The sequence below is a fragment of the Spiribacter salinus M19-40 genome, assembly GCF_000319575.2.
GTDB classification, from domain to species: Bacteria; Pseudomonadota; Gammaproteobacteria; order Nitrococcales; family Nitrococcaceae; genus Spiribacter; species Spiribacter salinus.
Map to the genome: position 1 here is coordinate 1,061,097 of NC_021291.1, position 23,986 is coordinate 1,085,082.

The following is a 23,986-nucleotide window of genomic DNA, read 5'->3' on the forward strand; positions in this document are numbered from 1 at the left end:
GGCGCAAAGTATGGCGATGCGCCCCGTCGGCCACAAGCCAGTGGGCCTAGGCGGCGGCCTCCATAACCTCAATCAGCCGGCTGACCGACAACGCAACGGGGTTTCCGCGCATTGACGATGAACCCGTCGCAGCCTCAGCGATGCCGCGTCGATCCGCGACGCGCAGCCCCATGGCCTCCAGGCCCGGCAAACCATGGCGACGGGACCAATGCGTCAATGCCTCAAGGGCACCTGGGCGGTCGACATCGAACGCCTCGCCAATCCAGTCCAGGGCCTCGTCAATGCGCCGCGCTGACTCGCCCTGGCAGACCTCTCGGTTGGCCTGGAGGACCGGCGGCAGCAGGGCGCCAGCGATCGCACCGTGCGGCGCACTCAACACACCGCCGAGCGGCCCGGCAAGGCCATGGACGGCACCCAATTTGGCATTGGCGAGCGCAAGCCCACCGCACAAGCTGACCCAGGCCATCCCATCCCGAGCGGCGGACGATTCAGATTCCATTAGGACTTGCAGCGCCCGCAAACCACGCGGCGCTGCATCTTGGCACAGCAGATCAGTGAACGGATTGGCCTCGCGACTGATGTACGGTTCGATCACCTGAGTGATCGCATCCAGCCCGCTTGCCAGCGTGACAGACCGGGGCGTGTCATCCGTGAGCGCAGGATCGACCAGCGCCAGATCCGCCAGCAATCGAGGATCCCGGAGAGACACTTTGCGCTGGGCCTCTGGCACACCGATCACGGCATTCGCGGTGACTTCCGCGCCAGTTCCAGCCGTCGTTGGCAGGGCGACCCATGGCAGCGGCGTCGCATCCAGGGCGGCACCGCTGCCCAACACTTCGAGATAGTCTAGGACCGCCCCGCGAGCCGGAATCAGGCCAGCCAGCGCCTTCGCTAGATCAATAGCCGCCCCACCGCCTAGCGCAACGACCACCTCCGCACCCTGCGCGCGGCCGACCTCGACACCCGCTTCCACGAGCGCGAGGTCCGGCTCTCTTGGGCAGGCCATGGTCTCGAGGGCCGCGTCCTCGGCTGCAAGTGACTCGACCAACCAGCCAGCGCGCTCGGAGCGGCCGCCATGCACGAGTAGAATTCGCTGGCCGCGCGAGCGAATCGCGGCGGCGGCGCCGTTGGCACAGCCACGCCCAAACTCAATGGACGAGGGCAAGTTGAGACGAAAGGGTGAAGATTTCATGGGTTTTTCCGCTGGTGGTCTCGGTGTAACGGGCCGCCGAGGGTTTCACCCCTGCAGCACTTGTTCATATAGGCACATTCGTGACATAAATGCGTGAATTGATCATCGATTACTTAAGAAGTAGATAACCACAGATGAAAACGCGCTCGCTCATCGCCGCCAAACTGGCGGTTTTAGGAATGATGGTCCTCGGCAGTCAAGCGCAAGCCGCTACGCTGGATAAGGTTCTCGACGCTGGCGAACTCGAGTGTGGCGTGAGCGACGATCGACCCGGATTCTCTCAGAAAGACCGCAACGGTCGCTGGGCAGGGCTGAATGTCGATACGTGCCGGGCATTTGCCGCCGCCCTCTTTGGTGATGCTGACGCGGTTAACTTTACCCCCCTAACTGAGGCGGAAGCGTTCACAGCGCTCCAGACAGGCGAGATCGATGTGCTCACCGGAAGCAGCGCTTGGACGGCTACCCGTGACAGCGCCCTTGAACTCAACTTCACTGGGATCAACTTCCATGATGGTCAGGGCTTTATGGTCAAAGCAGCCTTGGGCGCTGAACGCGCTGAACGCGCTGACCAGCTTGATAACACCGCTATCTGTATGCAATCCGGCTCAATGGCCGAGCTCAATATCGCGGATTATTTTCGTGAAAATGACATGCGCTACGAGGCGGTCATGACCGACAGTTTCGAGGCCAGCGCAGAGGGATTTCAGCGTGACCAGTGTGACGTGCTGAGCGCTGATATCTCTAAGCTAGCCGCGCTGCGCCAGCAACTGGATAATCCCGACGATACCGAGATTCTGCCGGATCGGATCTCCAAAAAACCCCTCGGGCCAGTCGTCCGCCAGGGCGATGATGAGTGGTTCAACATCATCAAATGGGTGCTATACGGGCAAATCAACGCGGAAGAGCATGGCATCGATTCCGAGAACATCGAGGCGATGCGGGATTCGAGCAACCCGGCGATTCAGGGGCTCATCGGCCGTGACGCACGCACTGGCGAGATCCTTGGGCTTGAAGACAACTTCATGGTCGACGTCATCTCGCAGGTCGGTCATTACGGTGAGATGTTCGATCGCAATGTCGGCCCGGACACGCCATTGGGCCTGGAAAGAGGCATTAATGCCTTGTGGACGGAAGGTGGCATTCTTTACGCGCCCCCCTTTCGTTAAAGCGCAAAATTTAACGGTACGGCAAGGATCACGCCATGAACCGCGCACTCGTCATCGATCCTGATCCGAGCGAGCAGAGCCGACTCGCCCAGATTCTCACCAGCATCTGGCCTGCGCTGGTGAGCACGGCTGCGGCGTCTCTGCGCGACGGGTCTGCCAAGCTCAGTCAAATGATGCCCAGCATGCTGGTGACAGACTTCTACCTCCCGGATGGCTCCGGGCTTGATCTTCTGGAACAGGCCAGGCGCCTGGACCCCACAACACCCTGTGTCCTCCTGACCCGCCATAACGACACGCCGCACGTGCTCGCGGCACTGAAGCGCGGCGTCGACGGCTATATCCTGAAAGATCAGAGCGATGGCAGTATCAAGACGCTGTTCCGCGGGATTGGCAAAGGCGAGCCGGGGCTGTCTCCCGAGATTACCCGACAAGTGCTCCGGCAGTTCGTTGCCCGTGTCGACCCCAGCGGAGATCATCACCCCATTTCGCTGGCGAAAGCCGAGGCCATCGGGCTGACCGGGCGCGAGATCGAAGTGCTGGGCCTGCTCTCATTGGGACAGGATCGCTATCACGTGGGCGAGGCGCTCAGTATTCGCCCATCCACGGTGGCGGGACACATCAAATCGATCTACCTCAAGCTGGATGTCTCAACGCGGGCTGAGGCTACCCTCGCCGCCGTCAGGCTAGGGCTCGTGCCGGTGGAGACTTAGTGCGGGTTCTGCGGCCAGATTCGCCAGGGTGATCTCGCCAAGAAAGCCCTGTATCTGGCTGGAGAGCTCCTCCCAGAGATCGTGAGTCACGCAGTGCCCACCCGTCTCATCGCTTTGCCCGTCCTGAACCCGTTTGGCATCCACAGGCTGATCCACAGCCAGAATGATGTCGGCGACGCTGATTCGATCCGCCCCACGCGCGAGCCGATACCCACCCCCTGGCCCGCGAACCCCGCTGACTAACCCATGGCGACGTATCGAGGCGAACAGCTGTTCCAGGTAAGACAGTGAAAGATGCTGACGCTCAGAGAGCTCAGCGAGCGTGACGGGTCCCACCCCCTCGTGAAGGTGGAGATCCATCATGGCGGTGACAGCGTATCGACCCTTGGTGGACAGCCTCATCGGCGCCCCTTAGACAGCCCAGCGACGAGCCTGTGGTCGCTCGACGACGGGACGATCGTTATTCGCATCGAAGGCATGCCCCTCACCAAGGCAATAGCGAAGCCAGCGATTCAGGAAGCGATTGGACTCCCAGCGCCAGAGCAACGCCGGTGCTGCCGGCGGGAACTCGGCCATGACCTCGGCGACACGCGCATCGTGATAGATCCGCACCCGGAGGTCGGGCAGCGATTCCTCACCGTCGCGTGCCTCGAAGCGATGTGTCAGCAGCAGGCTAGTGGTATACGGACAGCGCTCGGTCACTTCCAAATGAAGATCAGGCCCCCGATCGACGCTCGAGACCTGCGCGTCTCGGCGCCCATCGAGCTGAGGGACGAGTCGACGCAAGTAGATGTAATTCATCTCGTACAGCTCCATCAGGGCAGCGAAACTGCCCTGATCAGGAGACTCGAGGGGGTTGGCACGCGTCTGCAAAACCATGCGGAAATGGTAGCACAGGCCTGGTAGCGCGCATCCCCTGTCGGCAGTGGAAATTCCGCCTCGGTTCTAATAGAGTCTGCGCGGCAGTTTGCAGGTTTGGATGATTGTGGCTGCAAGCTCTTCAATGGACATGGTGGTGGTATCCGACCAGGGCAGCTTTTCCTGGTGATACAACCCCTCGGCCCGTGCAGTCTCGTACTGACACTGGCGTAATGAGGCATAGCGGCTGTTCGGTCGCCGCTCGGCCCGGATCTGCGCAAGCCGTTCCGGCCTGATGGTGAGGGCATACAGATGATGACGATGAGGCCTCAGCACCTCCGGCAGTCGGCCGCTGAGCAGGTCATCGTCGGTCAACGGATAATTGGCAGCGAAAATCCCGTAGTGCAGCGCCAGGTAGATACACGTCGGCGTCTTGCCGGAGCGCGAAACCCCGACCAGCACGACATCCGCCTGTTCGTAATGGCGCACCACACCACCATCGTCCGCCGACAACGCGTAGTTCATCGCGTCAATTCTCAGATTGTAGGCCCCCGGGTCGGCCATGCCGTGGCTGCGCCCGATCGTGTGACTAGACTCCATTCCCAGTTCGCTCTCCAGCGGGGCGATGAACGTATCGAAGAAGTCGAACACCACCGCGTTGACCCGTCGCAACCGATTTCGCAGTCCCGCATCAATAATGGTGCTAAAGACAATCGGCCGCTCACCACTCGCCTCACCTGCCGCCTCGATGCGAGTAATGGCATCATCAACTGCCTGAGGACTGTCCGTGAACGGCAGGCTGATCGGCAGGCAATCCAGCGGAAACTGCGTAAGCAGGCTCTGCCCGAGGGTTTCAGCGGTAATGCCGGTGCGGTCGGAAATGAAGAAAACGCTGCGGGCGCTGGACATGGCGTTCGTTACTCTGGTGTCGGAACTCGGGTCACAAGTTTACCGGTCAGCCATCATCTTTGTAGGAGTGAGCGCAAGTGAGTGAGTACGTAGTCTGGTTCGAGTCGCTCGGCATGAACGATGTCGAGCGCGTGGGCGGCAAAAATGCCTCGCTGGGCGAGATGATCGCCAACCTCGCCGATGCCGGCGTACAGGTGCCTGGCGGCTTTGCCACAACCGCGGACGCCTATTGGGCGTTTCTCGACGAGAGCGGGCTGCGGGCGCGGATCGAGGCCGCACTGGAAGGACTGGACGTGGAGGATGTGCGTCAGCTCGCCGAGACAGGCGCTCGCATTCGTCAAATGATCGTCGAGACCCCGTTTCCCGCCAGCTTGCACGAACAGATCGCTGAGGCCTGGGAGCAGCTGCTGACCCGTGCCGGCAAGCAGGACCTCTCCGTGGCCGTGCGCTCCTCCGCCACGGCTGAGGATCTGCCCGATGCCTCGTTTGCTGGCCAGCAAGAGACGTTTTTGAACGTTCGCGGCCTGGACAGTGTTCTGCATCATATCCGCGAAGTGTTCGCCTCGCTGTTCAATGACCGGGCGATCTCCTATCGCGTTCATCACGGCTTTGCACACGAACAGGTCGCCCTGTCTGCCGGCATTCAGGAGATGGTGCGCTCCGACACCGGCGCGTCCGGTGTCATGTTCACGATGGACACCGAGTCCGGGTTCCGTGATGTCGTCTTCGTGACCGCCTCTTACGGCCTGGGCGAGACGGTTGTGCAGGGATCGGTCAACCCGGACGAATTCTACGTCCATAAATCCACGCTGGATGCGGGCCGTCCCGCCGTACTGCGCCGGATGATCGGTGAGAAAGCCATCAAGATGGTCTACGCCACCGATCCAAACGCCACCGAAACCGTCGAGATCGTCCAAACTGACGAGGCCGACCGGATGCGTTTCTGTCTGTCGGATCAGGAGGTCGAGGCGCTGGCTGCCCAGGCCATGATCATCGAACGCCACTATGGCCGCCCAATGGACATTGAGTGGGGCAAGGACGGCGAAACAGGCCGGTTATTCATCCTCCAGGCTCGGCCTGAGACGGTTAAAAGCCGTGACGGGGGCCAGAGTCTGCAGCGCTACCAGCTACACGAGCGGGGCGAGGTCCTCGTGGAGGGGCGCGCCATTGGCCAGCGCATCGGCGCGGGCAAAGCGCGGGTTGTAGACTCCATTGACGATATGTACCAGGTCGAAGCGGGTGATGTGCTCATAACCGACATGACCGATCCCGATTGGGAGCCGATCATGAAGCGCGCCGCCGCCATCGTGACCAATCGCGGCGGCCGGACCTGTCATGCGGCCATCATTGCTCGGGAACTGGGTATTCCGGCGGTGGTGGGCACTGGCGATGCCACCGAGCATGTCAGCGACGGGGCCGAGGTCACCGTGTCCTGTGCTGAGGGTGACACCGGCTATATCTACCGCGGACTGAAGGACTTCGAAATCCGTGAGGTGGCGCTGGGAGATATGCCGGCCTTGCCGTTCAAAATTATGATGAACGTGGGCAACCCAGACCGGGCCTTTGACTTCGCCCAGCTGCCCAATGCGGGGGTTGGCCTGGCGCGGCTTGAATTCATCATCAACCGTATGATCGGCATCCATCCGCGTGCCCTGCTGGAGTTTGACCAGCAGCCCAATGACCTGAAGGCGGTCATCCGCAACCAGATTGCCGGCTACGACGATCCCGTCGGCTTTTACATTGAGAAGCTGACCGAGGGCATCAGCACCCTGGCGGCGAGTTTCCCCGATAAGCCCGTCATCGTGCGGATGTCCGATTTCAAATCAAACGAGTACGCGAACCTGATCGGTGGAGCCGCCTACGAGCCCGAGGAAGAAAATCCGATGATCGGCTTCCGCGGCGCCTCGCGCTACGTCTCCGAAGACTTCCGCCCGTGCTTTGAGCTTGAGTGCGAGGCACTGCGTCGCGTTCGGGATGTCATGGGATTTACCAACGTCTGGATCATGATCCCCTTCGTGCGTACACCCGCCGAAGGCCGTCAGGTCGTCGATCTGCTGGCCGCTCAGGGCCTCGAAAAAGGCAAGGATGGCCTGAAAGTCATCATGATGTGCGAGCTGCCCTCTAACGCGGTGCTCGCTGATGAGTTCCTCGATATCTTCGATGGTTACTCCATTGGATCGAACGACCTCACCCAGCTGACGCTCGGACTCGACCGTGATTCAGGTCTAATTGCGCACCTGTTCGAAGAGCGGGATCCGGCGGTGAAGGCGCTGCTGCACATGGCGATTCAGGCGGCCCGGCGCAAAGGCAAATACGTCGGTATCTGTGGCCAGGGGCCATCCGATCATCCGGACCTCGCTCGCTGGCTCATGGATGAGGGCATCGAGAGCGTCTCACTGAACCCCGACAGCGTGGTGGAAACCTGGCTTTACCTGGGCAAGGAGCATGCCGACGCCTGACTTGAGTCGGCGCGCATTCTCCTTTAACTTGGTCAGACCAATTTGGTGAGGAGAGCGAACCATGCCCGCGCATGCCATGTTCCGGCCGGAGGACATCCGCTTCGAGGTGGATGTCGACCCGCTCATCGCCGAGCTCACGAGGGTCTTGCCCGACGAGGGGCTGATCGTCCACGAAGCCGGCAGGCGGGCCTACGAGTGTGATGGCCTCTCCGCGTACAAGCAGCTGCCGCTGCTGGTCGCCGTACCCGAGACCATCGAGCAGGTACAGACCGTACTCAGGCTATGTCATGAAGCCGGCGTACCGGTAGTCAGCCGGGGCTCGGGCACCAGCTTGTCAGGCGGCTCCCTTCCCCACCCGCAGGGCTTGCTGCTGGCCATGGGCAAGTTCAACCGAATCCACGATATTGACGCCGACCGCCGCATTGCCCGCGTTGACCCAGGCGTTCGCAATCTGGCGATCTCGGAGGCGGCTGCCCCGTATGGGTTGTATTACGCACCCGACCCCTCCTCGCAAATCGCCTGCTCCATTGGCGGCAATGTGGGTGAGAATGCCGGGGGCGTGCACTGCCTGAAGTACGGCTTGACGGTACACAACGTCCTCGAGCTGACCGTGGTGACCATGGAAGGCGAGCTGACTACGATCGGCAGCGAAGCGCTCGATGCCCCGGGCCTGGATCTACTCGCGCTTATGCACGGCTCTGAGGGCATGCTTGGCGTCATCGTTGAGGTAAAGGTTCAGCTGCTACCTCACCCGTTGACCAAAGCGGTCCTGATGGCCTCTTTCGACAACGTCGAGCATGGCGGTCACGCCGTGGCGGGCATCATTGCCCGAGGCATCATCCCGGGCGGACTTGAAATGATGGACGGGGCCGCCATTCAGGCGGCTGAGGATTTCGTCCATGCGGGTTATGACACGGACGCCGCAGCCATCCTGATCTGTGAGCTCGACGGCAGTGAAGCGGAAGTCGCTGATCAGATGACGGCCGTTCAGGACTGCCTACGCGAACATGGCGCTACGCGCATTCAGGTTGCTGAGGATGATGAAGCCAAGGCGCGTTTCTGGGCTGGCCGCAAGGCTGCCTTCCCCGCCGTGGGACGGATCTCTGCAGACTACTACTGCATGGATGGCACGATTCCACGCAAACAGCTCGCCTATGTCCTGCGCCGCATTAGCGAGCTCAGCGCCGAGCAGGGCCTGGAGACAGTCAACGTGTTCCACGCCGGCGACGGCAACCTCCATCCATTGATCCTGTTTGATGGCAACAAGCCTGGGCAACTCGAGGCCGCAGAGACACTCGGCAGCGAAATTCTCCAGCTCTGCGTGGAGGTGGGCGGCACCGTCACGGGCGAGCACGGCGTGGGTGTTGAGAAGATCAACGAGATGTGTGTGCAGTTCGCAACCAGTGAAATCGAGCAGTTCCATGCGATCAAACAGGCATTTGATCCGGCTGGACTTCTGAATCCCGGCAAGGCCATTCCCACGCTGAATCGCTGCGCGGAGTTCGGACGACTTCACGTGCACAATGGCGAGTTGCCGCACCCCGAGCTGGAGCGACTGTAGTGTCGGGCAAGGATCAGGCTGACGCGCTGGTCGAGCAGGTCGTCGCGGCCCATGACCGCCACTCGCCGCTGTCGATTGTCGGCAGCGGCTCTAAAGCGTTTTACGGCCACGCCACCCCGGGCGAGACGCTCTCGGTGACAGGTCATACCGGGATCGTTAATCACGAACCGACCGAGCTCGTACTCACTGCCCGGGCGGGTACGCCGCTGGCCGAGATAGAGGCCGCGCTGGCCGAGCAGGGACAGCAGCTGCCCTTCGAGCCACCGCATTTCAGTGGTCTTGGCACGCTTGGCGGTGCGATTGCGGCCGGACTGGCCGGCCCCGCCCGACCCTATGCCGGATCGGTCCGTGACATGGTGCTCGGCCTTCGCCTGATCAATGGTCAGGGTGAACTGATGCGCTTTGGTGGTGAGGTCATGAAAAATGTGGCGGGCTATGACGTGGCCCGGCTCAATGTGGGCGCACTGGGCACGCTGGGCGTGATCACGGAAGTCTCTCTCAAGGTCCTACCGGCGCCGGCCTCCACGGCCACCCTGGCGCTCGAGATACCGGCCAGCGAGTGTCATCCCCGCACCGAGGCCTGGCTGCGATCAGGCCGTCCAGTCAGCGCTGTTGCCCATGATGGCGAGCGTCTCTACCTGCGCCTGTCCGGTACCACATCCGCCGTGGCCGATGCGGTGAGCGATATTGGCGGTGAGCCGTTGCCCGAGTCGACAGCCCGGGCGTTCTGGCAGTCCCTGCGCGATCAGACGCACCCGTTTTTTGACCCCTCAGCCGAGCCGTTGTGGCGCCTCTCGTTGCCGCCTGGCGCCGATCTGACCCCCTTTGGCACACCCAGCCTGATCGAGTGGGCCGGCCAGCAGCTCTGGGTGCGAGAGCGCGCCGACGCCCATGCCATCCGCGAAGCGGCGACAGCGGCCGGCGGCAGTGCGACCCTCTTTCGTGGCGAACTCCCCAATGTCAGCGTTTTTCATCCGCTGGACGCCGTTAAAATGCGGCTCCATCAGTCACTGAAAGCGGCATTTGACCCGCGCGGCATTCTCAATGCCGGGCGGCTGTATCCCATGCTGGAGGCAGCCTGAGCATGCAGACCCAACTGGCTGAACCCATCAAACACACAGCGGCCGGGCAGGAAGCCGATGCCATTCTGCGCAAATGCACGCACTGCGGCTTTTGCCTGGCCAACTGCCCGACTTACCGACTGCTCGGGGACGAGCTGGATAGCCCGAGGGGCCGGATTTATCAGATCAAACAGGTGCTCGAAGGCGAAACGCCGACAAAGAGTACGCAGTTGCATCTGGACCGCTGCCTGACCTGTCGGGCCTGCGAGACGACGTGCCCCTCGGGTGTGGAGTATGGACGACTGGCCGATCTCGGTCGGGAGATCGTCGAGCAGCAGGTGCCTCGGCCACCGACCCAGCGCTGGCTGCGGACGGCGCTGAGGACCGTCCTGCCGCGGCCACGGCTGTTCGGAACGCTGCTGGCGCTTGGCCGCCTGGCGCGGCCTCTGACGCCCGGCATCCTGCGCAAGAAAATCCGGCCGCGTCGGCGTCCGGGGAACTGGCCCGGTGATACGACTCAAAGCCGTTTCGTCCTGATGCTCGAGGGCTGCGTACAACCGGCCCTGGAGCCGCCGATCAACCCGCAGACCGCGCGCATCCTGGATGGCCTGGGGATTGGCGTGCACCGCACACCCGCGGTGACTTGCTGTGGCGCAATCGACCAGCATCTGGGCGCGCCTGATGCGGCCAAGGCCCAAATCCGCGCTAATATCGACACCTGGTGGCCCGAGATTGAGGCCGGCGCGGAAGCCATTGTGGTCAACGCCAGCGGATGCGGTGCACAGGTCAAAGACTATGCCCACCTCCTCGCCGATGACTCCGACTATGCCGACAAGGCGGCGAAGGTCACAGAACTGGCGGTTGATCCCATCGAGCTTCTGGAGCGTCACGCCGACGCCCTGGCACCGGCGGACGGCACGCCCCGGCGCGTGGCTTTCCAAACGCCCTGCACCCTGCAGCATGCCCAAAAGTTGAACGGACGGGTCGATAAGCTCCTTGCGCGCATCGGCTTTGAGCTCACCCCGGTGCCTGATTCCCATATCTGCTGCGGTTCAGCGGGGACCTATTCCGTGCTCCAGCCCAAGCTTGCCGAGCAATTGCGAACGCAAAAGCTGGACAACCTCGCCAGCGGCGCACCGGAGCTGATTGCCACGGCGAACATCGGCTGTCTGGTCCATCTTGATGAGGCCTCCGATATCCCGGTACGTCACTGGCTGGAGCTCATTCAGGCGGCCTGAGCAGACCTGAGGCTGCTATACTGTGCGGTCATGTCCAGGCCGCCGGAGCAAGCCATGGCGCAACAGAATCTGCTACTGGTCGTGGATACCAACACGCTCGCCGAACGACTGGGGTCGCCAGGGCTCCGCATCGTGTTTGTGGGCGATCGGGCCCTTTACGAGCAAGCCCATATCCCCGGGGCCACGCAGATCGAATATGCTGCGCTCAATGCGGGTGGCCCACCCGCCATGGGTCAGCTGCCCTCCCCGACAAGCCTGGCCCGTCTGCTGGGTCAAGCCGGCATCACGCCGGAAACCCACGTGGTGGCCTGTGATGCCGAGGGAAACGGTCGGGCCTCACGCCTGCTGTGGACACTCGATTGCATCGGACACCACAACTGGTCACTTCTCGATGGCGGCGTCATTGCCTGGCAAGCCGATGGCTTGCGTTTCGAGCAGGGGCCAGGCCCCGACGTTGCGGTGGCGGATTACCCCGTCGACGTCAACGCCTCATCGGCCCGCGCTGATCTGGCCCATGTGCAGTCGCATCTGGGCGATCCGGACGTCGCCATTCTGGATGCCCGGTCCCCGGGCGAGTATCAAGGCGATGATGTGCGCGCTGCTCGCGGCGGTCATATTCCCGGGGCTGTTAACCTGGAGTGGACGGAGAATATCGACGTGGATAATGCCGCCAGACTGCGCCCCAAAGAAACCCTGAGAGCAATGTACGAGGCCCTCGGTCTAAGCCCAGGCCAGGAAGTCATTACCCACTGCCAGACCCACCATCGTTCTGCGCTGAGCTATGTCGTGCTGCGCTATCTGGGCTATGACCGCGCCCGCGGCTATGATGGTTCGTGGTCGGAGTGGGGCAACCGCACGGACACACCCGTGGTGACCGGCGCTGCCCCCGAGTGATTATGAGGCTGGCTGAGCCGCGGCGCAGAGGAAATGGCTGCGGTAGTAGCGCAGCTCCGCGATGGAATCGCGAATATCGTCCAGCGCGAGGTGAGACGACTGTTTGGTCAACCCATTCGCGATCCGGGGCGTCCACCGCTGGGCGAGCTCCTTGAGTGTGCTGACATCGATATGCCGGTAATGGAAATACCGCAGCAACTGCGGCATCCCGCGATGCAGGAAACGCCGATCCTGACAGATGCTGTTACCACACATGGGCGACACACCGGCGGGCACCCAGTCCTGCAAGAAGGTGAGCGTCTGGCGCTCGGCCTCAGCCACGTCGATATCACTGTCAACCACCCGTTGCCAGAGCCCGGAGCCACCGTGTTGCGTTCGATTCCACTGGTCCATGGCCGTCAGCACCGATTCGGGTTGATGAATGGCGAGAACGGGGCCTTCCGCCAGAATGTTGAGCTCGGGATCAGTCACAATCGTGGCAATTTCGATGATCCGGTCATGATCGACATCGAGGCCAGTCATCTCCAGATCGATCCAGATCAGGTTGTTGTCCGAATAGCTCATGTCATGCCCTTCATGCCAGTCAAACCAAATCCGAAAGTCTATCAGAGCCAGTATCGTGCCGCGGTGGGCCAATGAGTCAGCTGCACACCGGCCGTGTTGTCAGCAGCACCGGTAATCACTGCGTCGTCGCCGATGAGGCTGGGACGCTGCAGCGCTGCCAACTGCGTCACCGACAAGGGGCGCGCCCCGTCTGCGGCGATCGCGTCGACTGGCATGCCGATGACGGCACCGCGTATATCGAACAGATTCACCCCCGGCGCAATGTCATCGAGCGCGGGGACTTCCGCGGCCGCCCGCGGGCCCTCGCCGCCAACATTGACCGATTGATCCTGGTCGTCGCCCCGGCACCCACGCCGGATTTACTGCTTGTCGATCGCTATCGCGTATTGGCGGGCGCTGCCGATATCCCCCTGATGATATGGATCAACAAGACGGATCGGGCTGAGGGCGCTGGCTCGGAGCCGTTACAGCGACTGACCGACCAACAGACCGAGCTGGGGCTTCCCATGCTGCGCGGAAGCGCTGAAACCGGTGCAGGTATTGAGGCCCTGAAGACATGGATCCATGCCGAAACCGTGATCTTGGTCGGACAATCCGGCGTGGGGAAAACATCACTGACCCAGCACCTGATCCCCGCGCTTGCACTGCGAACGGGCGAGATCTCGGAAGCCAGCGGCCAAGGCCGTCATACCACCACCGACACACGGCTTTTCCCGCGCCCCGAAGGCGGCTGTCTCATCGACTCTCCCGGCGTCCGCACGCTGCGGCTCGACCATCTGAGCGTGCGGGATGTGGCCGCGGGATTTCCGGATATCACGGAGAAGGCCCACGCATGCCGGTTTCGGGACTGCCACCATCTCGAAGAGCCACAATGTGCGGTTCAGTCAGCCATCAAACAGGGGCAAATTGACCCCCAACGGCTGATGAACTGGCGCCGCCTGATCACCGAAACCGGCGGGGCTGACAGCAACCAGGCTCAACCATGACCGGCTTTTTTCTGGTCCTGGGGGTTGCCGCCGGCGCCCTACTCGCCTATCGCCAAGGCCTGCCAGCCGTCGTCGAGGCCCTGTTTGGCGCTGGTGAGCTGATGCTCGTCGTGCTGCCCCTGGTGGTTATCGCAGTCCTCATGGCGGCTTATGCGCAGGCGCTCATCCCGCGCGATCTCGCAGAGCGCTGGCTGGGGCGTGGGGCGGGGCTTAAAGGCATCGGCCTCGCCACGCTCGCCGGCGCCGTTACGCCCGGTGGGCCTTTCATGGCTTTCCCGCTGGTCCTGGGCCTCCGTGGGGTCGGGGCATCTTTACCGATCTGTACCACGTATCTCACGGCCTGGTCGGTACTCGGCATTCAGCGCGTGCTGATTTGGGAGCTTCCTTTCTTCGGACTCGACTTCGTTGTGCTGAGACTGCTGGTCTCACTCCCGCTTCCACTAATTGCCGGGCTCCTCACCCAGTGGCTTACCGAGCCGGACGGCGTTTAAATGCTGTTCGCCTACCTCAGTATCATTGCGCTACTGGTCGTGCTTGCCAGCCTCGCCCATCGCGATGCCCACATCCGTCATGCGACCGTGGGGAGGCAGGCCTGGCAGCAAATCGCGCCACTGCTGATTCGACTGCCGCTCGCGCTGCTCGCGGCGAGCTTTCTGGCGGAACTGATGCCCCAAGCCCTGTTTGCCCGCTGGCTCGGTGATGCCTCCGGCACCTTGGGCATTCTCGTGGCCTCGGCAATGGGCGGGCTACTGCCCGGTGGCCCAATGGTTGCCTTTCCCCTGATCCTCGTGCTCGAGCGTGCGGGTGCCGGCACGCCGCAGCTCATCGCCCTCCTCACTGCGTGGTCGTGCCTGGCACTCCACCGGGTACTTGCCTTTGAGCTGCCGACACTTGGGTGGGGATTTGTCTGGCGACGCTGGGCTGCCACGGTCGCACTGGCCCCGTTGGCGGGCCTCGCCGCCGCCTGGGTATTGGCGCTCAAGGGATGATTTGGCAGATCAGAAAAGTTGATCTATAGTTCATGTTAACTTGAACACGGAGAAACGGGCATTTCATACCCGCTTACAGAAAAGTCTCGAATCATCCAAACCTGGATGCTTCAAGTTACCCCGAACATCGAAGTCTGGCTTGCATCGATGAGACGCAGGTCAGAGAGTCGGTGGACCACTCCGCCAATCATCAACCGCTGATACAGCGTAAAGAGAACGGAGAAGAACCATGAAGAAGCGATCGCTATATGCACTGGCCCTCACCGGCGCAATGCTGCCCATGGCAGCGAATGCCGAGTGTGGCGAGGTCTCAGTTGCCGAGATGAACTGGACCTCTGGGGGCATCATCACCGGTGTCACCGAGTTCCTGCTGTCTGAGGGTCTTGGCTGTGACGTGACCGTCGTCCCGTCGGCCACCACCACGGCTATCACCTCCCTTGCGGAGAACAACGAGCCGGACATCGTTCCGGAGCTGTGGGTGAACTCCGCGCCGGCCTACTTCGATCTGGCCGAGGAAGGCAAGGTCGTCAAGGCCTCTGACTCCTTCTCGGAAGGAGGCACCGAGCACTGGCTGGTCCCGTCCTACCTGGTCGAGGAGCATCCTGAACTCGCCACCATCGAGGGCATTCTGGACAACCCCGAACTCGTCGGCGGCCGGTTCAACAACTGCCCGGACGGCTGGGGCTGCCGGATCGTGAACGATTCGATGGTCGAGGCGCTGGATCTTGAGGGTAACGGCATCGAGGTCTTCAACCATGGTTCTGGCGAGACCATGCCAGCCGCGATGGCATCGGCCTACGAGAGCGAAGAGCCCTACTTCGGGTACTACTGGGGCCCGACGGCACCGCTGGGTAAGTACGACTTCGTGAGCGTCGATCTCGGTGAGTACGATGAGGATGTCCATGCCTGTAACCAGGATACGGACTGCAACGACGTGGGCGTCTCGGCCTTCCCTGCTGCTGGCGTTTTCAACGTGGCAACGGCGGACTTTGCCGAGCGTGAGCCGGAGGCCATGGCCCTGCTCGAGAACATCACGTTCGACAACGATCTGATGAACTCCCTGCTCGCCTGGCACGAAGAGAACAACGCCAGCAATGACGAGGCGGTCGTCTACTTCCTGCAGAACAACCAGGATGTCTGGATGAGCTGGCTCAACGAAGAGGCTCAGGCCAATCTGGAAGGTCTCTTCTAGGCCCTTTGAGTGAATGCAACGGGTGTCAGGCGAATGTGCGCCTGACACCCGTTTTAATGACAAAAAAGGAACCGGGCCATGGCAACTTACGATTTCATTTTCGACGGACTAGGCCTGCGTGGCTGGTGCGGCGAAAAAACCAACCAATCGATGAGCATGGAAGACCTTCTCCGCAGCCGCTCAGGCTCGACAGAGGTCTCTCTCTGGGACACCCCCTTCCCGTCTCTGGATACCCTCAATGAGGCCTGCCCGGCTATTGCCCAGACCCGCAATCTCACCAGCGGTCTGGAGAGTGGCTTTCTGGGCGTAAAAGATTCTTTGAAAGTGGTCATTGACCCCATCACGCAACCGCTTAGCTGGTTCCTCAACGGCGCACTGAGCATGTTCGAAACGGTGCCGTGGTGGCTCATGATCCCGGCCATGCTGTTACTGGTGTTCTTCGCCTCGAAGTCGATGAAGCTGGTTGGCCTGGTGGCCTCTTTCATTCTGTTCCTCGCATTTATCGATCATTACGACTACGCGATGCAGACGCTCGCGATCATCTTTGTGTGCTCGCTGATTTGCGTCCTCCTTGGTGTTCCGATTGGTATTGCGATGTCACGCAGCGATGGGCTGCAACGAGGCGCTATACCCATACTCGACATGCTGCAGACACTGCCGCCCTTCGTGTATTTGATCCCGTTAATCTTCCTGTTCTCGGTGACTGAACCGAAGCTCTACGGCATCGCGATCATCCTTTACGCGATCGTGCCCGTGATTCGTCTGACAAACCTGGGCATTCGCCTGGTCGACAAGGACGTGATTGAGGCCGCTGACGCATTTGGGATGACCGACCGGCAGAAACTCTATGGTGTGCAGGTACCCCTGGCGCTTCCCAACATCATGGCGGGGGTTAACCAGACCATCATGATGAGTCTGGCCATGGTGGTGATCGCCTCGCTGGTGTCCGCACCTGGCCTCGGTGTGCTGGTGCTGCGCGGCATTCGTAATCTCGAGCTCGGTGTCGGCTTGGTCGCTGGCCTCGGCATCGTACTGCTCGCCATTATTCTCGATCGCGTGACCAAGGCGGCACTCGCCCGGGTCAACACGAGCCAGAACTAACAGGGGCCGGTCGTATGAGCGATCAAATCAAGATCTCAATCCAGCACCTGTACAAGATCTTCGGAACCGATCCTGCCGCTGCGCTGGAGCGCGTCAAAGAGGGGATCAGTAAACCGGATCTATTGGAGCACCATGGCCATGTCCTCGGCCTGCAGGACATTAATGTCGACATTGTGGCGGGCAAGATCACGGTCATCATGGGGTTGTCGGGTTCCGGTAAGTCGACGCTTATTCGGCACTTGAATCGCCTTATTGAGCCAACGGATGGCGCCGTGCTCGTGGATGGCGAGGATGTGCTCGCCTATGACGAACAGGCGCTCCGCGAGCTGCGGCGTCAGAAGATGTCGATGGTGTTCCAGAAGTTTGCACTCCTGCCTCATCGCACCGTGCTTGAGAATGCGGCAACGCCATTGATTGTCCGTGGTGAAGATCGCGACTCGGCGCTGCAGGAAGGCACGAAATGGCTCGCCCGCGTTGGGTTGCAGGGGAATGACAATCAGCACCCGCATCAGCTCTCGGGCGGCATGCAGCAGCGCGTCGGCATTGCTCGGGCGCTCACATCGAACTCCGATATCATGTTGATGGACGAGGCCTTTTCAGCCCTCGATCCGTTGATCCGGACGGATATGCAGGACCTGTTGCTTGAACTCCAGCAGGAGCTTCATAAGACCATCGTGTTCATCACCCATGACCTCGATGAGGCCCTCAAGCTGGCCGACCATCTCGTCATCCTCAAAGACGGTTACATCGTCCAGCAGGGTGAGCCCCAGGAAATCCTCCTGCATCCGAATGACCCGTACATCATTGACTTCATTAGCGATATCAACCGGGCACGCGTCCTGCGAGTGCGTTCAGTCATGTCCCACGGGGAGACACCACCCGAGGGCGTCAAGTTTGATGAAGACGTCGATGCAGATGACAACCTGGAATCGTTGATCGCCCGGTCAGAAGGCGATACCAGCTTGTGCTATCGCGTGACCAGCGATGGCAAGCCGATCGGCTATCTCGACATGAAGGATCTAGTGAAGGCTCTGGTGCCCACCAGCGCCGCCGAGGGCGGTGTGCGCGGCAACTACTAAGCCGCGCACACCCCTCGATTCCGTGACCTAAGCGCTCTGGGAGAAGCTGTCGAACGCTTCCAGCGCCTGCGAGCCGTAAACGAACGACGGCCCGCCACCCATATAAAGACAGACGCCGATGGTTTCCAGCACTTCATCGCGGGTGGCGCCATACTCGGCTGCAGCCTTGGCATGAAACGCGATACAGCCCTCACACCGAATGGCGACACCAATGGCCAACGCCATCAGTTCCTTGTCCTTGGCGCTGAGCGCGCCATCCTTTTCAGCCGCCTTTGAGAGCTGCATAAAGCCTTTGGCGACCTCCGGGTGCCCTTTGCCAAAGCTCTGCATGAGTTGGCTGAGATCCTGCGCGGTCTGAGGCCAGTCCTTGTACATAATGACTCCTTGATAAAAAAACCCCGCGGAGCGATGTCCGCTCCGCGGGGTTTGATGGTATCGAATCGGTCTGAACTACGCCTCGAGATCGAACCGGTCGTTGTTCATGACCTTGGCCCAAGTGTTCGCGAAGTCGTGGACAAACTTTTCACGATTGTCGTCCTGAGCATAGACCTCGGCATAGGAGCGAAGGATGGAATTTGATCCAAACACCAGGTCTGCCCGGGTCGCCGTCCACTTGACCTCGCCGGTCTCCCGATCACGGACCTCGTAGAGGTTGCTGCCCGTGGGATGCCAGGTGTTGGCCATGTCCACCAGGTTGACGAAAAAGTCATTGGTGAGCGCGCCTTCGCGGTCCGTGAACACACCGTGCTTCGTGCCACCGTGGTTGGTCCCAAGTGCACGCATACCACCGACCAGAACCGTCATCTCAGGCCCCGTAAGCCCCAGCAGCTGGGCCCGATCGAGCATCAACTCCTCGGCACTGACCACGTAATCCTTCTTCATCCAGTTCCGGAAACCATCAGCGACAGGCTCCATTACCTCGAAGGAGTCCACATCGGTCATCTCCTGTGAGGCATCCCCACGACCTGGTGCGAAGGGCACCGTCAGGTCCACGCCTGCCGCTTTGGCCGCCTGCTCGACACCGACGTTGCCCGCCAGGACGATGACGTCGGCGAGGCTTGCACCTGTCTCCGCAGCGATGGGCTCAAGCACCGCCAGCACCTTCTCAAGGCGCTCGGGCTCGTTGCCCTCCCATTGGCGCTGCGGCGCCAGGCGAATGCGGGCGCCGTTGGCCCCTCCGCGCAGGTCAGAGCCACGGAAAGTTCGTGCGCTATCCCAGGCCGTCGCCACCATCTCATCGATGGAAAGGCCGCTGTCGGCGATTTTCGCCTTAACGCGATCGACATCATAGTCGCTCTTGCCGGCCGGCACCGGATCCTGCCAGATCAGATCCTCATCCGGCACGTGCGGGCCGATGTAGCGATTCTTCGGTCCCATGTCACGATGGGTGAGCTTGAACCAGGCCCGGGCAAAGACATCGGAGAAGTAATCCGGGTCGTTGTAGAAACGCTCCGAAATCTTGCGGTACGCCGGATCCTTGATCATCGCCATGTCCGCATCGGTCATGATCGGATTCAGGCGAATGGACGGATCCTCGACATCGACCGGCTTGTCCTCTTCTGCGATGTCGACTGGCTCCCACTGCCAGGCGCCAGCCGGGCTCTTGCGGAGCTCCCAATCGTACTTAAAGAGCAGGTAGAAGTAGCCGTTGTCCCAGGTCGTCGGATGCGTCGTCCAGGCACCCTCGATACCACTGGTCACGGTGTCGCGGCCAACGCTGCGGGTGGTGTGGTTGTTCCACCCCAAACCCTGCTCTTCGACGTCTGCCGCTTCGGGCTCGGCGTTGAGAAGCTCCGCGTTGCCGTTACCGTGTGACTTTCCGACGGTATGGCCACCGGCAGTGAGGGCGACCGTCTCTTCGTCGTTCATCGCCATGCGGGCGAAGGTCTCTCGAACCTGTCCGGCTGTGGCCAGCGGATCCGGATTGCCGTTGACGCCTTCCGGGTTCACGTAGATCAAGCCCATCTGGACAGCTGCCAGGGGATTTTCCATCGTGGCCGGGTTTTCGACGTCACTGTAGCGCTCGTCACTTGGCGCAAGCCATTCTTTCTCAGCGCCCCAGTAGATATCTTTCTCGGGGTGCCAGATATCCTCGCGGCCATAACCGAAGCCGAACACTTTCAGGCCCATGGACTCGTAGGCCACGGTGCCGGCCAGGATGAACAGGTCAGCCCAGCTCACTTGGTTGCCGTACTTCTGCTTGATCGGCCAGAGCAGGCGCCGGGCCTTGTCCAGGTTGGTGTTGTCCGGCCAGGAATTGAGGGGCGCGAAGCGCTGGTTGCCGGTTCCGCCGCCGCCGCGACCGTCTGAGGTCCGGTAAGAACCGGCTGCGTGCCAGGCCATGCGAATCATCAGGCCGCCGTAGTGGCCCCAGTCCGCCGGCCACCAGGGCTGACTCTCCTTCATCAGGGCATGCATGTCGTTCCAGAGGCCCTTGAAGTCGAGCTTTTTGACCTCTTCGCGGTAGTTGAATGCCTCACCAAGCGGGTTGGTCTTGGTGTCATGCTGATGAAGAATGTCCAGGTTCAGGGCATTCGGCCACCAGTTCATGTTGTCGGTGCCTTCGGTGGTGTTACCACCGTGCATCACCGGGCATTTTCCAGCGCTATTGATATCGACTGCAGCCATCCTATTCTCCTGTCTGTAGGGGCGTCCTCACGATAACTTCACACTATACCGGGCCTGAGCGGTGTTTGAAGTTACCGTTTTCAATCGGGGCGATAGGGCGAGGGTATCAAGACTGGATTAATCATTCGGATAGCCAATCGTTCTGCGCGGGTTCGAACCTCGCGCACAATCAGATACAAAAAAGGCCCCGTTGGGGCCATTTTTGTATCTGGCGGAGAGGGAGGGATTCGAACCCTCGGTACGGGGTTACCGTACACGCGCTTTCCAGGCGCGCTCCTTCGACCGCTCGGACACCTCTCCAAGACTCGCGAAGCTTACGGGAGCCATCCCGGTGATTCAATCGCTGCCCTTGCCCGGTCCGTACACGGGCATGGGAAAGGGCGTCACGTTGCCGTCTGTATCGGAGATGCGCGCCTGGCCTTCTTTTTCAACCTCGTCTATGCGCACAACCGAGTGCATCGGGATGTAGGTGCGTTTAACCCCAGCAAACTCGCTCTTGAGCTTTTCCTCGGCGGGGTCAACAACCACTTGGGTGCGCTCGCCGAAGGTCAGTTCTTCTATCTCGACAAACCCGAGTATTCCGCCATCAGAGATACTTCGAGCATAGACTTCATAGATTTTGCCCTGGTTATGGAAGATAACCCGATAGATCCGCTCTGCAGACGCCATGGCAGCCCAGCCAGTGTTTGCTTATTAGTAACCCAACAGATTAACACGGCCAAGCTGCCTGGCGAGCACCTGGACCGCGCTCAGTCTGACGGCTGCTTTGCGACCCGCAGATAGGGCTTTAACGTCTGAAAACCCTCAGGAAACTTGGCTCTTGCCTGCTCGTCGGTCACCGCAGGTGGGATAATAATATCCTCGCCGTTTTTCCAATTCACAGGCGTCGCGACCGTGTGACGCGCGTTCAGCTGCAGCGAGTCCAACAGCCGCAGGATTTCGTTGAAATCCCGTCCACTGGTCATCGGATAAATCAGCATTGCCTTGATGCGCTTGTCCGGACCAATCAGGTAGACCGCCCTCACCGTGGCGTTATCCATGGCCGTACGCCCTTCGCAGGAATCGCCCTCGTCTTCAGGGAGCATGTCATAAAGCTTGGCGACATGAAGATCCGTATCACCAATCATCGGGTAGTTCGGGGCCGTCCCCTGCGTCTCCTCGATGTCTTTTGACCAGGTCGCATGGTTCTCGACCGGATCAACTGACAAGCCAATGACTTTGGTGTCCCGGCGATCAAACTCGGGCTTGAGACTCGCCATGTGGCCGAGCTCCGTCGTGCAGACCGGTGTAAAATCCTTGGGATGCGAGAAGAGGATCGCCCAGCTATCACCGATCCAATCGTGGAAGTTGATCTCGCCCTCGGTTGTCTTGGCGGTGAAGTCCGGGGCAATGCTGCCAATCCGCAATCCCATATCAATCCTCCGTCGATCTCGTTAGCGTGTGAACACATCCTTAGAGTAATCGGCATCTGTATTTCCTCTAAAGAATGATTTGGCATTGCTTTATAACTGGGTGATCTAAATGCACGCTTGGGAAGGGCAACAATTCAGTGACGTGTCGTTGCTGCCGCAGCGTCGGGACCCGCGCCGCTTCCAGGTCGGCTGCGCCACCAGCGATGGCGGCGCGCCGGTTTTGCAGTGGTTTCGCAACATGCCGGAGATCTCGCAGTGGCTCCGGCGCATGGAGCCGCAGCGGTGGGGCCTGCGCGGTCCTGACCTGATCGCTATCAAAGCGGCGCTCGAGCCGATCCTGACGCAGGTGGATGTCCACGGTCTTGAGGAGGACAGCCGCGCTGCCCATAACGCGGTCACCGAGCCGGCCTATTCACTCCTGTGGTGGGGTGACTTCGGCAGCTTCGCGGCTGGCAAAGACACCTGGGCGCAGGCGTTTCTGGCGACAGAGCGATTAGAGCCCGTGCAGGATGCTAGCGATGAGCAAGTACGTGCCCTCGCTGAAGCGCTCCGCGCGCGAATCCCCATGCTTGCGTGAACACAGGCGCAGCCCTTAGTCTCAGCGTATGAACAAACCGTGCCTATTCTGCGAAATTGCCGCCGGCCGCATGGAAGCCGACGTCCTGCATCAGGATGACCATGTCGTCGCCTTCCGTGACATCCATCCCCAAACGCCGACACACGTGCTGGTCATTCCGCGTAAGCACATCACCAGCATGTTGGATATCGAGCCAGTGGACGCCGAGCTGCTGGGGCACATGCATGTCACGGCGCGGGATCTGGCGAAGCGCCTTGGCATTGCCGAGAGCGGCTATCGAAGCGTGTTTAACTGCGGCCGGGATGGTGGCCAAACGGTCTGGCACATCCACCTGCATTTACTCGGCGGCCGAAGCATGGGCTGGCCGCCCTGGCCGGGTAACTGAGCCCAGTCATTCCCCGCTGATCGCTTTGACGCGATCGAGCAGCCCCGCATCAACCTGCAAGCCCGTTTGGCGCGCTCGAGCGCGGTTTTGCAGACGGCGCTCACCGGGCAACCGAACGTCATCCTCAGCGGCAATCGCCGCAAGCAGCCGGCTGACACCACCGCCAAATCCGTTATCCCCAAACGCACCAGGGTCGATGGCAATAAAACACTGCCCCGTCTGAGGCGGCCCGCCCTGGGTGCCCGCGAATGGACTGGCTTCAATCCCGAGGTGCGCACCCGCCAGCACGGCAGCGAATAACTCGGTCATCAACCCGGCATTAAACCCCTTGGCCCCACCCGATGGGACCATGCTGCCCGCCAGGGCGGCATCAGGGTCGGTTGTCGGGTCACCGTTCGCATCCAGTGCCCAGCCCTCAGGCAACGGCTCACCCTGACGCTTACGCGCCGTCACCTCACTCTTGGCCACGACGCTCGCTGATTGATCAATCAGCAGCGCCACACCGGTGTTGGTTAGATCCGGCACCGCCAACGAGAAAGGATTGGTGCCAATCACCGGCGTGCGACCGCCAACGGGAGCAATGGAGGCCGGTGCATTGGTAAAGCCAAGACCAATCAACCCCGCTCGCGCCAGGCGCTCGGTGTGATGGCCAAGCACACCGCAGTTATAGGAGTTAAAGAGGGTCACGGCGGCAATGCCATGTTGCCGTGCCATGTCGGTAAGTGGAGGTAGCGCAGCATCAATAGCCGGATGAGCGAATCCACACTTTGCATCCACTCGGCCCGTCGCCGGCCGCAGCGTTGAGAAAACCGGCTCGGCTTGGCCATCGACCTTGCCACATTGGACGTGCTCACAATAGATGGGCGCATACGCCAGTCCGTGACTCGCAATGCCGTCCAACTCAGCGGAGACAACCGCCTGGGCCATCGCCTTGGCAACGGAATCGCTCGCGCCACTGGCAACAAGCGCTCCCGCCGTGAGGTGATGAAGTTCATCGGGGGTAATATTGACTAACGACATGGTGC

The 23,986-nt window shown here is 61.1% G+C and carries 25 protein-coding genes and 1 tRNA gene; 15 read left to right on the forward strand and 11 right to left on the reverse strand.

Features of this window, described 5'->3' with window-relative positions:
• Window positions 1-46 precede the first annotated feature (46 nt).
• On the reverse strand, window positions 47-1,192 hold the full coding sequence (locus SPISAL_RS05290) for an iron-containing alcohol dehydrogenase (protein ID WP_016353443.1): 1,146 nt from the start codon (window positions 1,190-1,192) through the stop codon (window positions 47-49).
• A gap of 134 nt (window positions 1,193-1,326) precedes the next feature.
• Here SPISAL_RS05290 and SPISAL_RS05295 point away from each other — a divergent pair, with 134 nt between their 5' ends.
• Entirely contained in the window at window positions 1,327-2,358 is a 1,032-nt protein-coding gene (locus SPISAL_RS05295; protein ID WP_016353444.1) for an amino acid ABC transporter substrate-binding protein, read from the forward strand.
• 35 nt (window positions 2,359-2,393) lie between these two features.
• On the forward strand, window positions 2,394-3,068 hold the full coding sequence (locus tag SPISAL_RS05300; RefSeq protein WP_016353445.1) for a response regulator transcription factor: 675 nt from the start codon (window positions 2,394-2,396) through the stop codon (window positions 3,066-3,068).
• Here the strand turns inward: SPISAL_RS05300 and SPISAL_RS05305 are convergent.
• From SPISAL_RS05305 to ppsR, 3 genes are all read right to left on the reverse strand, one after another.
• Entirely contained in the window at window positions 3,042-3,470 is a 429-nt protein-coding gene (locus SPISAL_RS05305) for an Rrf2 family transcriptional regulator (RefSeq protein WP_016353446.1), read from the reverse strand. The two genes, SPISAL_RS05300 and SPISAL_RS05305, sit on opposite strands and share 27 nt — an antisense overlap.
• A gap of 9 nt (window positions 3,471-3,479) precedes the next feature.
• Window positions 3,480-3,947, reverse strand: coding sequence for a DUF1249 domain-containing protein (locus SPISAL_RS05310; RefSeq protein WP_016353447.1), 468 nt, complete (start codon window positions 3,945-3,947; stop codon window positions 3,480-3,482).
• A 66-nt stretch (window positions 3,948-4,013) separates the two neighbouring features.
• Window positions 4,014-4,835 (reverse strand): posphoenolpyruvate synthetase regulatory kinase/phosphorylase PpsR, encoded by an 822-nt coding sequence (gene ppsR, locus SPISAL_RS05315; RefSeq protein ID WP_016353448.1) that lies wholly within the window; start codon window positions 4,833-4,835, stop codon window positions 4,014-4,016.
• Window positions 4,836-4,912: 77 nt separating this feature from the next.
• On the opposite strand from ppsR, the gene ppsA reads away from it, so the two are divergent.
• The 5 genes from ppsA (at window position 4,913) to SPISAL_RS05340 (ending at window position 12,048) form a co-directional block, all read left to right on the forward strand.
• The gene (ppsA, locus tag SPISAL_RS05320) at window positions 4,913-7,294 is read left to right on the forward strand and encodes a phosphoenolpyruvate synthase (RefSeq protein ID WP_016353449.1); all 2,382 of its coding nucleotides are present in this window, start codon (window positions 4,913-4,915) and stop codon (window positions 7,292-7,294) included.
• Window positions 7,295-7,355: 61 nt separating this feature from the next.
• Window positions 7,356-8,855, forward strand: a complete 1,500-nt coding sequence (locus SPISAL_RS05325; RefSeq protein WP_016353450.1) for an FAD-linked oxidase C-terminal domain-containing protein — start codon at window positions 7,356-7,358, stop codon at window positions 8,853-8,855.
• Window positions 8,855-9,937 (forward strand): glycolate oxidase subunit GlcE, encoded by a 1,083-nt coding sequence (glcE, locus tag SPISAL_RS05330; protein ID WP_016353451.1) that lies wholly within the window; start codon window positions 8,855-8,857, stop codon window positions 9,935-9,937. Before SPISAL_RS05325 ends, glcE begins: the two co-directional genes overlap by 1 nt.
• A gap of 2 nt (window positions 9,938-9,939) precedes the next feature.
• Window positions 9,940-11,154, forward strand: coding sequence for a glycolate oxidase subunit GlcF (glcF, locus tag SPISAL_RS05335; protein WP_016353452.1), 1,215 nt, complete (start codon window positions 9,940-9,942; stop codon window positions 11,152-11,154).
• Between the two features lie 54 nt (window positions 11,155-11,208).
• Window positions 11,209-12,048, forward strand: coding sequence for a sulfurtransferase (locus SPISAL_RS05340; RefSeq protein WP_016353453.1), 840 nt, complete (start codon window positions 11,209-11,211; stop codon window positions 12,046-12,048).
• On the opposite strand, the gene orn is transcribed toward SPISAL_RS05340, so the two are convergent.
• A complete protein-coding gene (orn, locus tag SPISAL_RS05345) occupies window positions 12,049-12,612 on the reverse strand; it encodes an oligoribonuclease (RefSeq protein ID WP_041389242.1) in 564 nt (187 codons plus the stop codon).
• 71 nt (window positions 12,613-12,683) lie between these two features.
• On the opposite strand from orn, the gene rsgA reads away from it, so the two are divergent.
• The 6 genes from rsgA (at window position 12,684) to SPISAL_RS05375 (ending at window position 17,959) form a co-directional block, all read left to right on the forward strand.
• Window positions 12,684-13,598 (forward strand): ribosome small subunit-dependent GTPase A, encoded by a 915-nt coding sequence (rsgA, locus tag SPISAL_RS05350; protein WP_016353455.1) that lies wholly within the window; start codon window positions 12,684-12,686, stop codon window positions 13,596-13,598.
• Entirely contained in the window at window positions 13,595-14,089 is a 495-nt protein-coding gene (locus SPISAL_RS05355; RefSeq protein WP_016353456.1) for a permease, read from the forward strand. Before rsgA ends, SPISAL_RS05355 begins: the two co-directional genes overlap by 4 nt.
• Window positions 14,090-14,587 carry a hypothetical protein gene (locus tag SPISAL_RS05360; RefSeq protein WP_016353457.1) on the forward strand — a complete coding sequence of 166 codons (498 nt, stop codon included), beginning with the start codon at window positions 14,090-14,092 and terminating at the stop codon, window positions 14,585-14,587. It begins immediately after the preceding gene.
• Window positions 14,588-14,816: 229 nt separating this feature from the next.
• Complete coding sequence (locus SPISAL_RS05365) at window positions 14,817-15,779, forward strand: ABC transporter substrate-binding protein (protein WP_016353458.1); 963 nt, start codon at window positions 14,817-14,819, stop codon at window positions 15,777-15,779.
• Between the two features lie 78 nt (window positions 15,780-15,857).
• Window positions 15,858-16,880: an ABC transporter permease gene (locus SPISAL_RS05370; RefSeq protein WP_016353459.1), complete on the forward strand. Its 1,023-nt coding sequence runs from the start codon at window positions 15,858-15,860 to the stop codon at window positions 16,878-16,880.
• Between the two features lie 14 nt (window positions 16,881-16,894).
• Window positions 16,895-17,959 carry a quaternary amine ABC transporter ATP-binding protein gene (locus tag SPISAL_RS05375; RefSeq protein ID WP_016353460.1) on the forward strand — a complete coding sequence of 355 codons (1,065 nt, stop codon included), beginning with the start codon at window positions 16,895-16,897 and terminating at the stop codon, window positions 17,957-17,959.
• A 27-nt stretch (window positions 17,960-17,986) separates the two neighbouring features.
• Here SPISAL_RS05375 and SPISAL_RS05380 read toward each other — a convergent pair whose 3' ends face one another.
• From SPISAL_RS05380 to SPISAL_RS05400, 5 genes are all read right to left on the reverse strand, one after another.
• Window positions 17,987-18,334 (reverse strand): carboxymuconolactone decarboxylase family protein, encoded by a 348-nt coding sequence (locus tag SPISAL_RS05380; protein ID WP_016353461.1) that lies wholly within the window; start codon window positions 18,332-18,334, stop codon window positions 17,987-17,989.
• 75 nt (window positions 18,335-18,409) lie between these two features.
• Window positions 18,410-20,587, reverse strand: coding sequence for a catalase/peroxidase HPI (katG, locus tag SPISAL_RS05385; protein ID WP_016353462.1), 2,178 nt, complete (start codon window positions 20,585-20,587; stop codon window positions 18,410-18,412).
• 209 nt (window positions 20,588-20,796) lie between these two features.
• Window positions 20,797-20,887 (reverse strand) — tRNA-Ser (locus tag SPISAL_RS05390).
• 36 nt (window positions 20,888-20,923) lie between these two features.
• Complete coding sequence (locus SPISAL_RS05395; RefSeq protein WP_016353463.1) at window positions 20,924-21,256, reverse strand: DUF1820 family protein; 333 nt, start codon at window positions 21,254-21,256, stop codon at window positions 20,924-20,926.
• A gap of 80 nt (window positions 21,257-21,336) precedes the next feature.
• On the reverse strand, window positions 21,337-21,999 hold the full coding sequence (locus SPISAL_RS05400; RefSeq protein WP_016353464.1) for a peroxiredoxin: 663 nt from the start codon (window positions 21,997-21,999) through the stop codon (window positions 21,337-21,339).
• 109 nt (window positions 22,000-22,108) lie between these two features.
• Between SPISAL_RS05400 and SPISAL_RS05405 the strand changes: the two genes are divergently transcribed.
• Together SPISAL_RS05405 and SPISAL_RS05410 are read left to right on the forward strand one after the other, a co-directional pair.
• Window positions 22,109-22,576, forward strand: coding sequence for a hypothetical protein (locus tag SPISAL_RS05405; protein WP_016353465.1), 468 nt, complete (start codon window positions 22,109-22,111; stop codon window positions 22,574-22,576).
• 28 nt (window positions 22,577-22,604) lie between these two features.
• Window positions 22,605-22,961 (forward strand): histidine triad nucleotide-binding protein, encoded by a 357-nt coding sequence (locus SPISAL_RS05410; RefSeq protein ID WP_016353466.1) that lies wholly within the window; start codon window positions 22,605-22,607, stop codon window positions 22,959-22,961.
• Between the two features lie 6 nt (window positions 22,962-22,967).
• On the opposite strand, the gene SPISAL_RS05415 is transcribed toward SPISAL_RS05410, so the two are convergent.
• On the reverse strand, window positions 22,968-23,981 hold the full coding sequence (locus tag SPISAL_RS05415; RefSeq protein WP_016353467.1) for an Ldh family oxidoreductase: 1,014 nt from the start codon (window positions 23,979-23,981) through the stop codon (window positions 22,968-22,970).
• Between the last annotated feature and the right edge of the window lie 5 nt (window positions 23,982-23,986).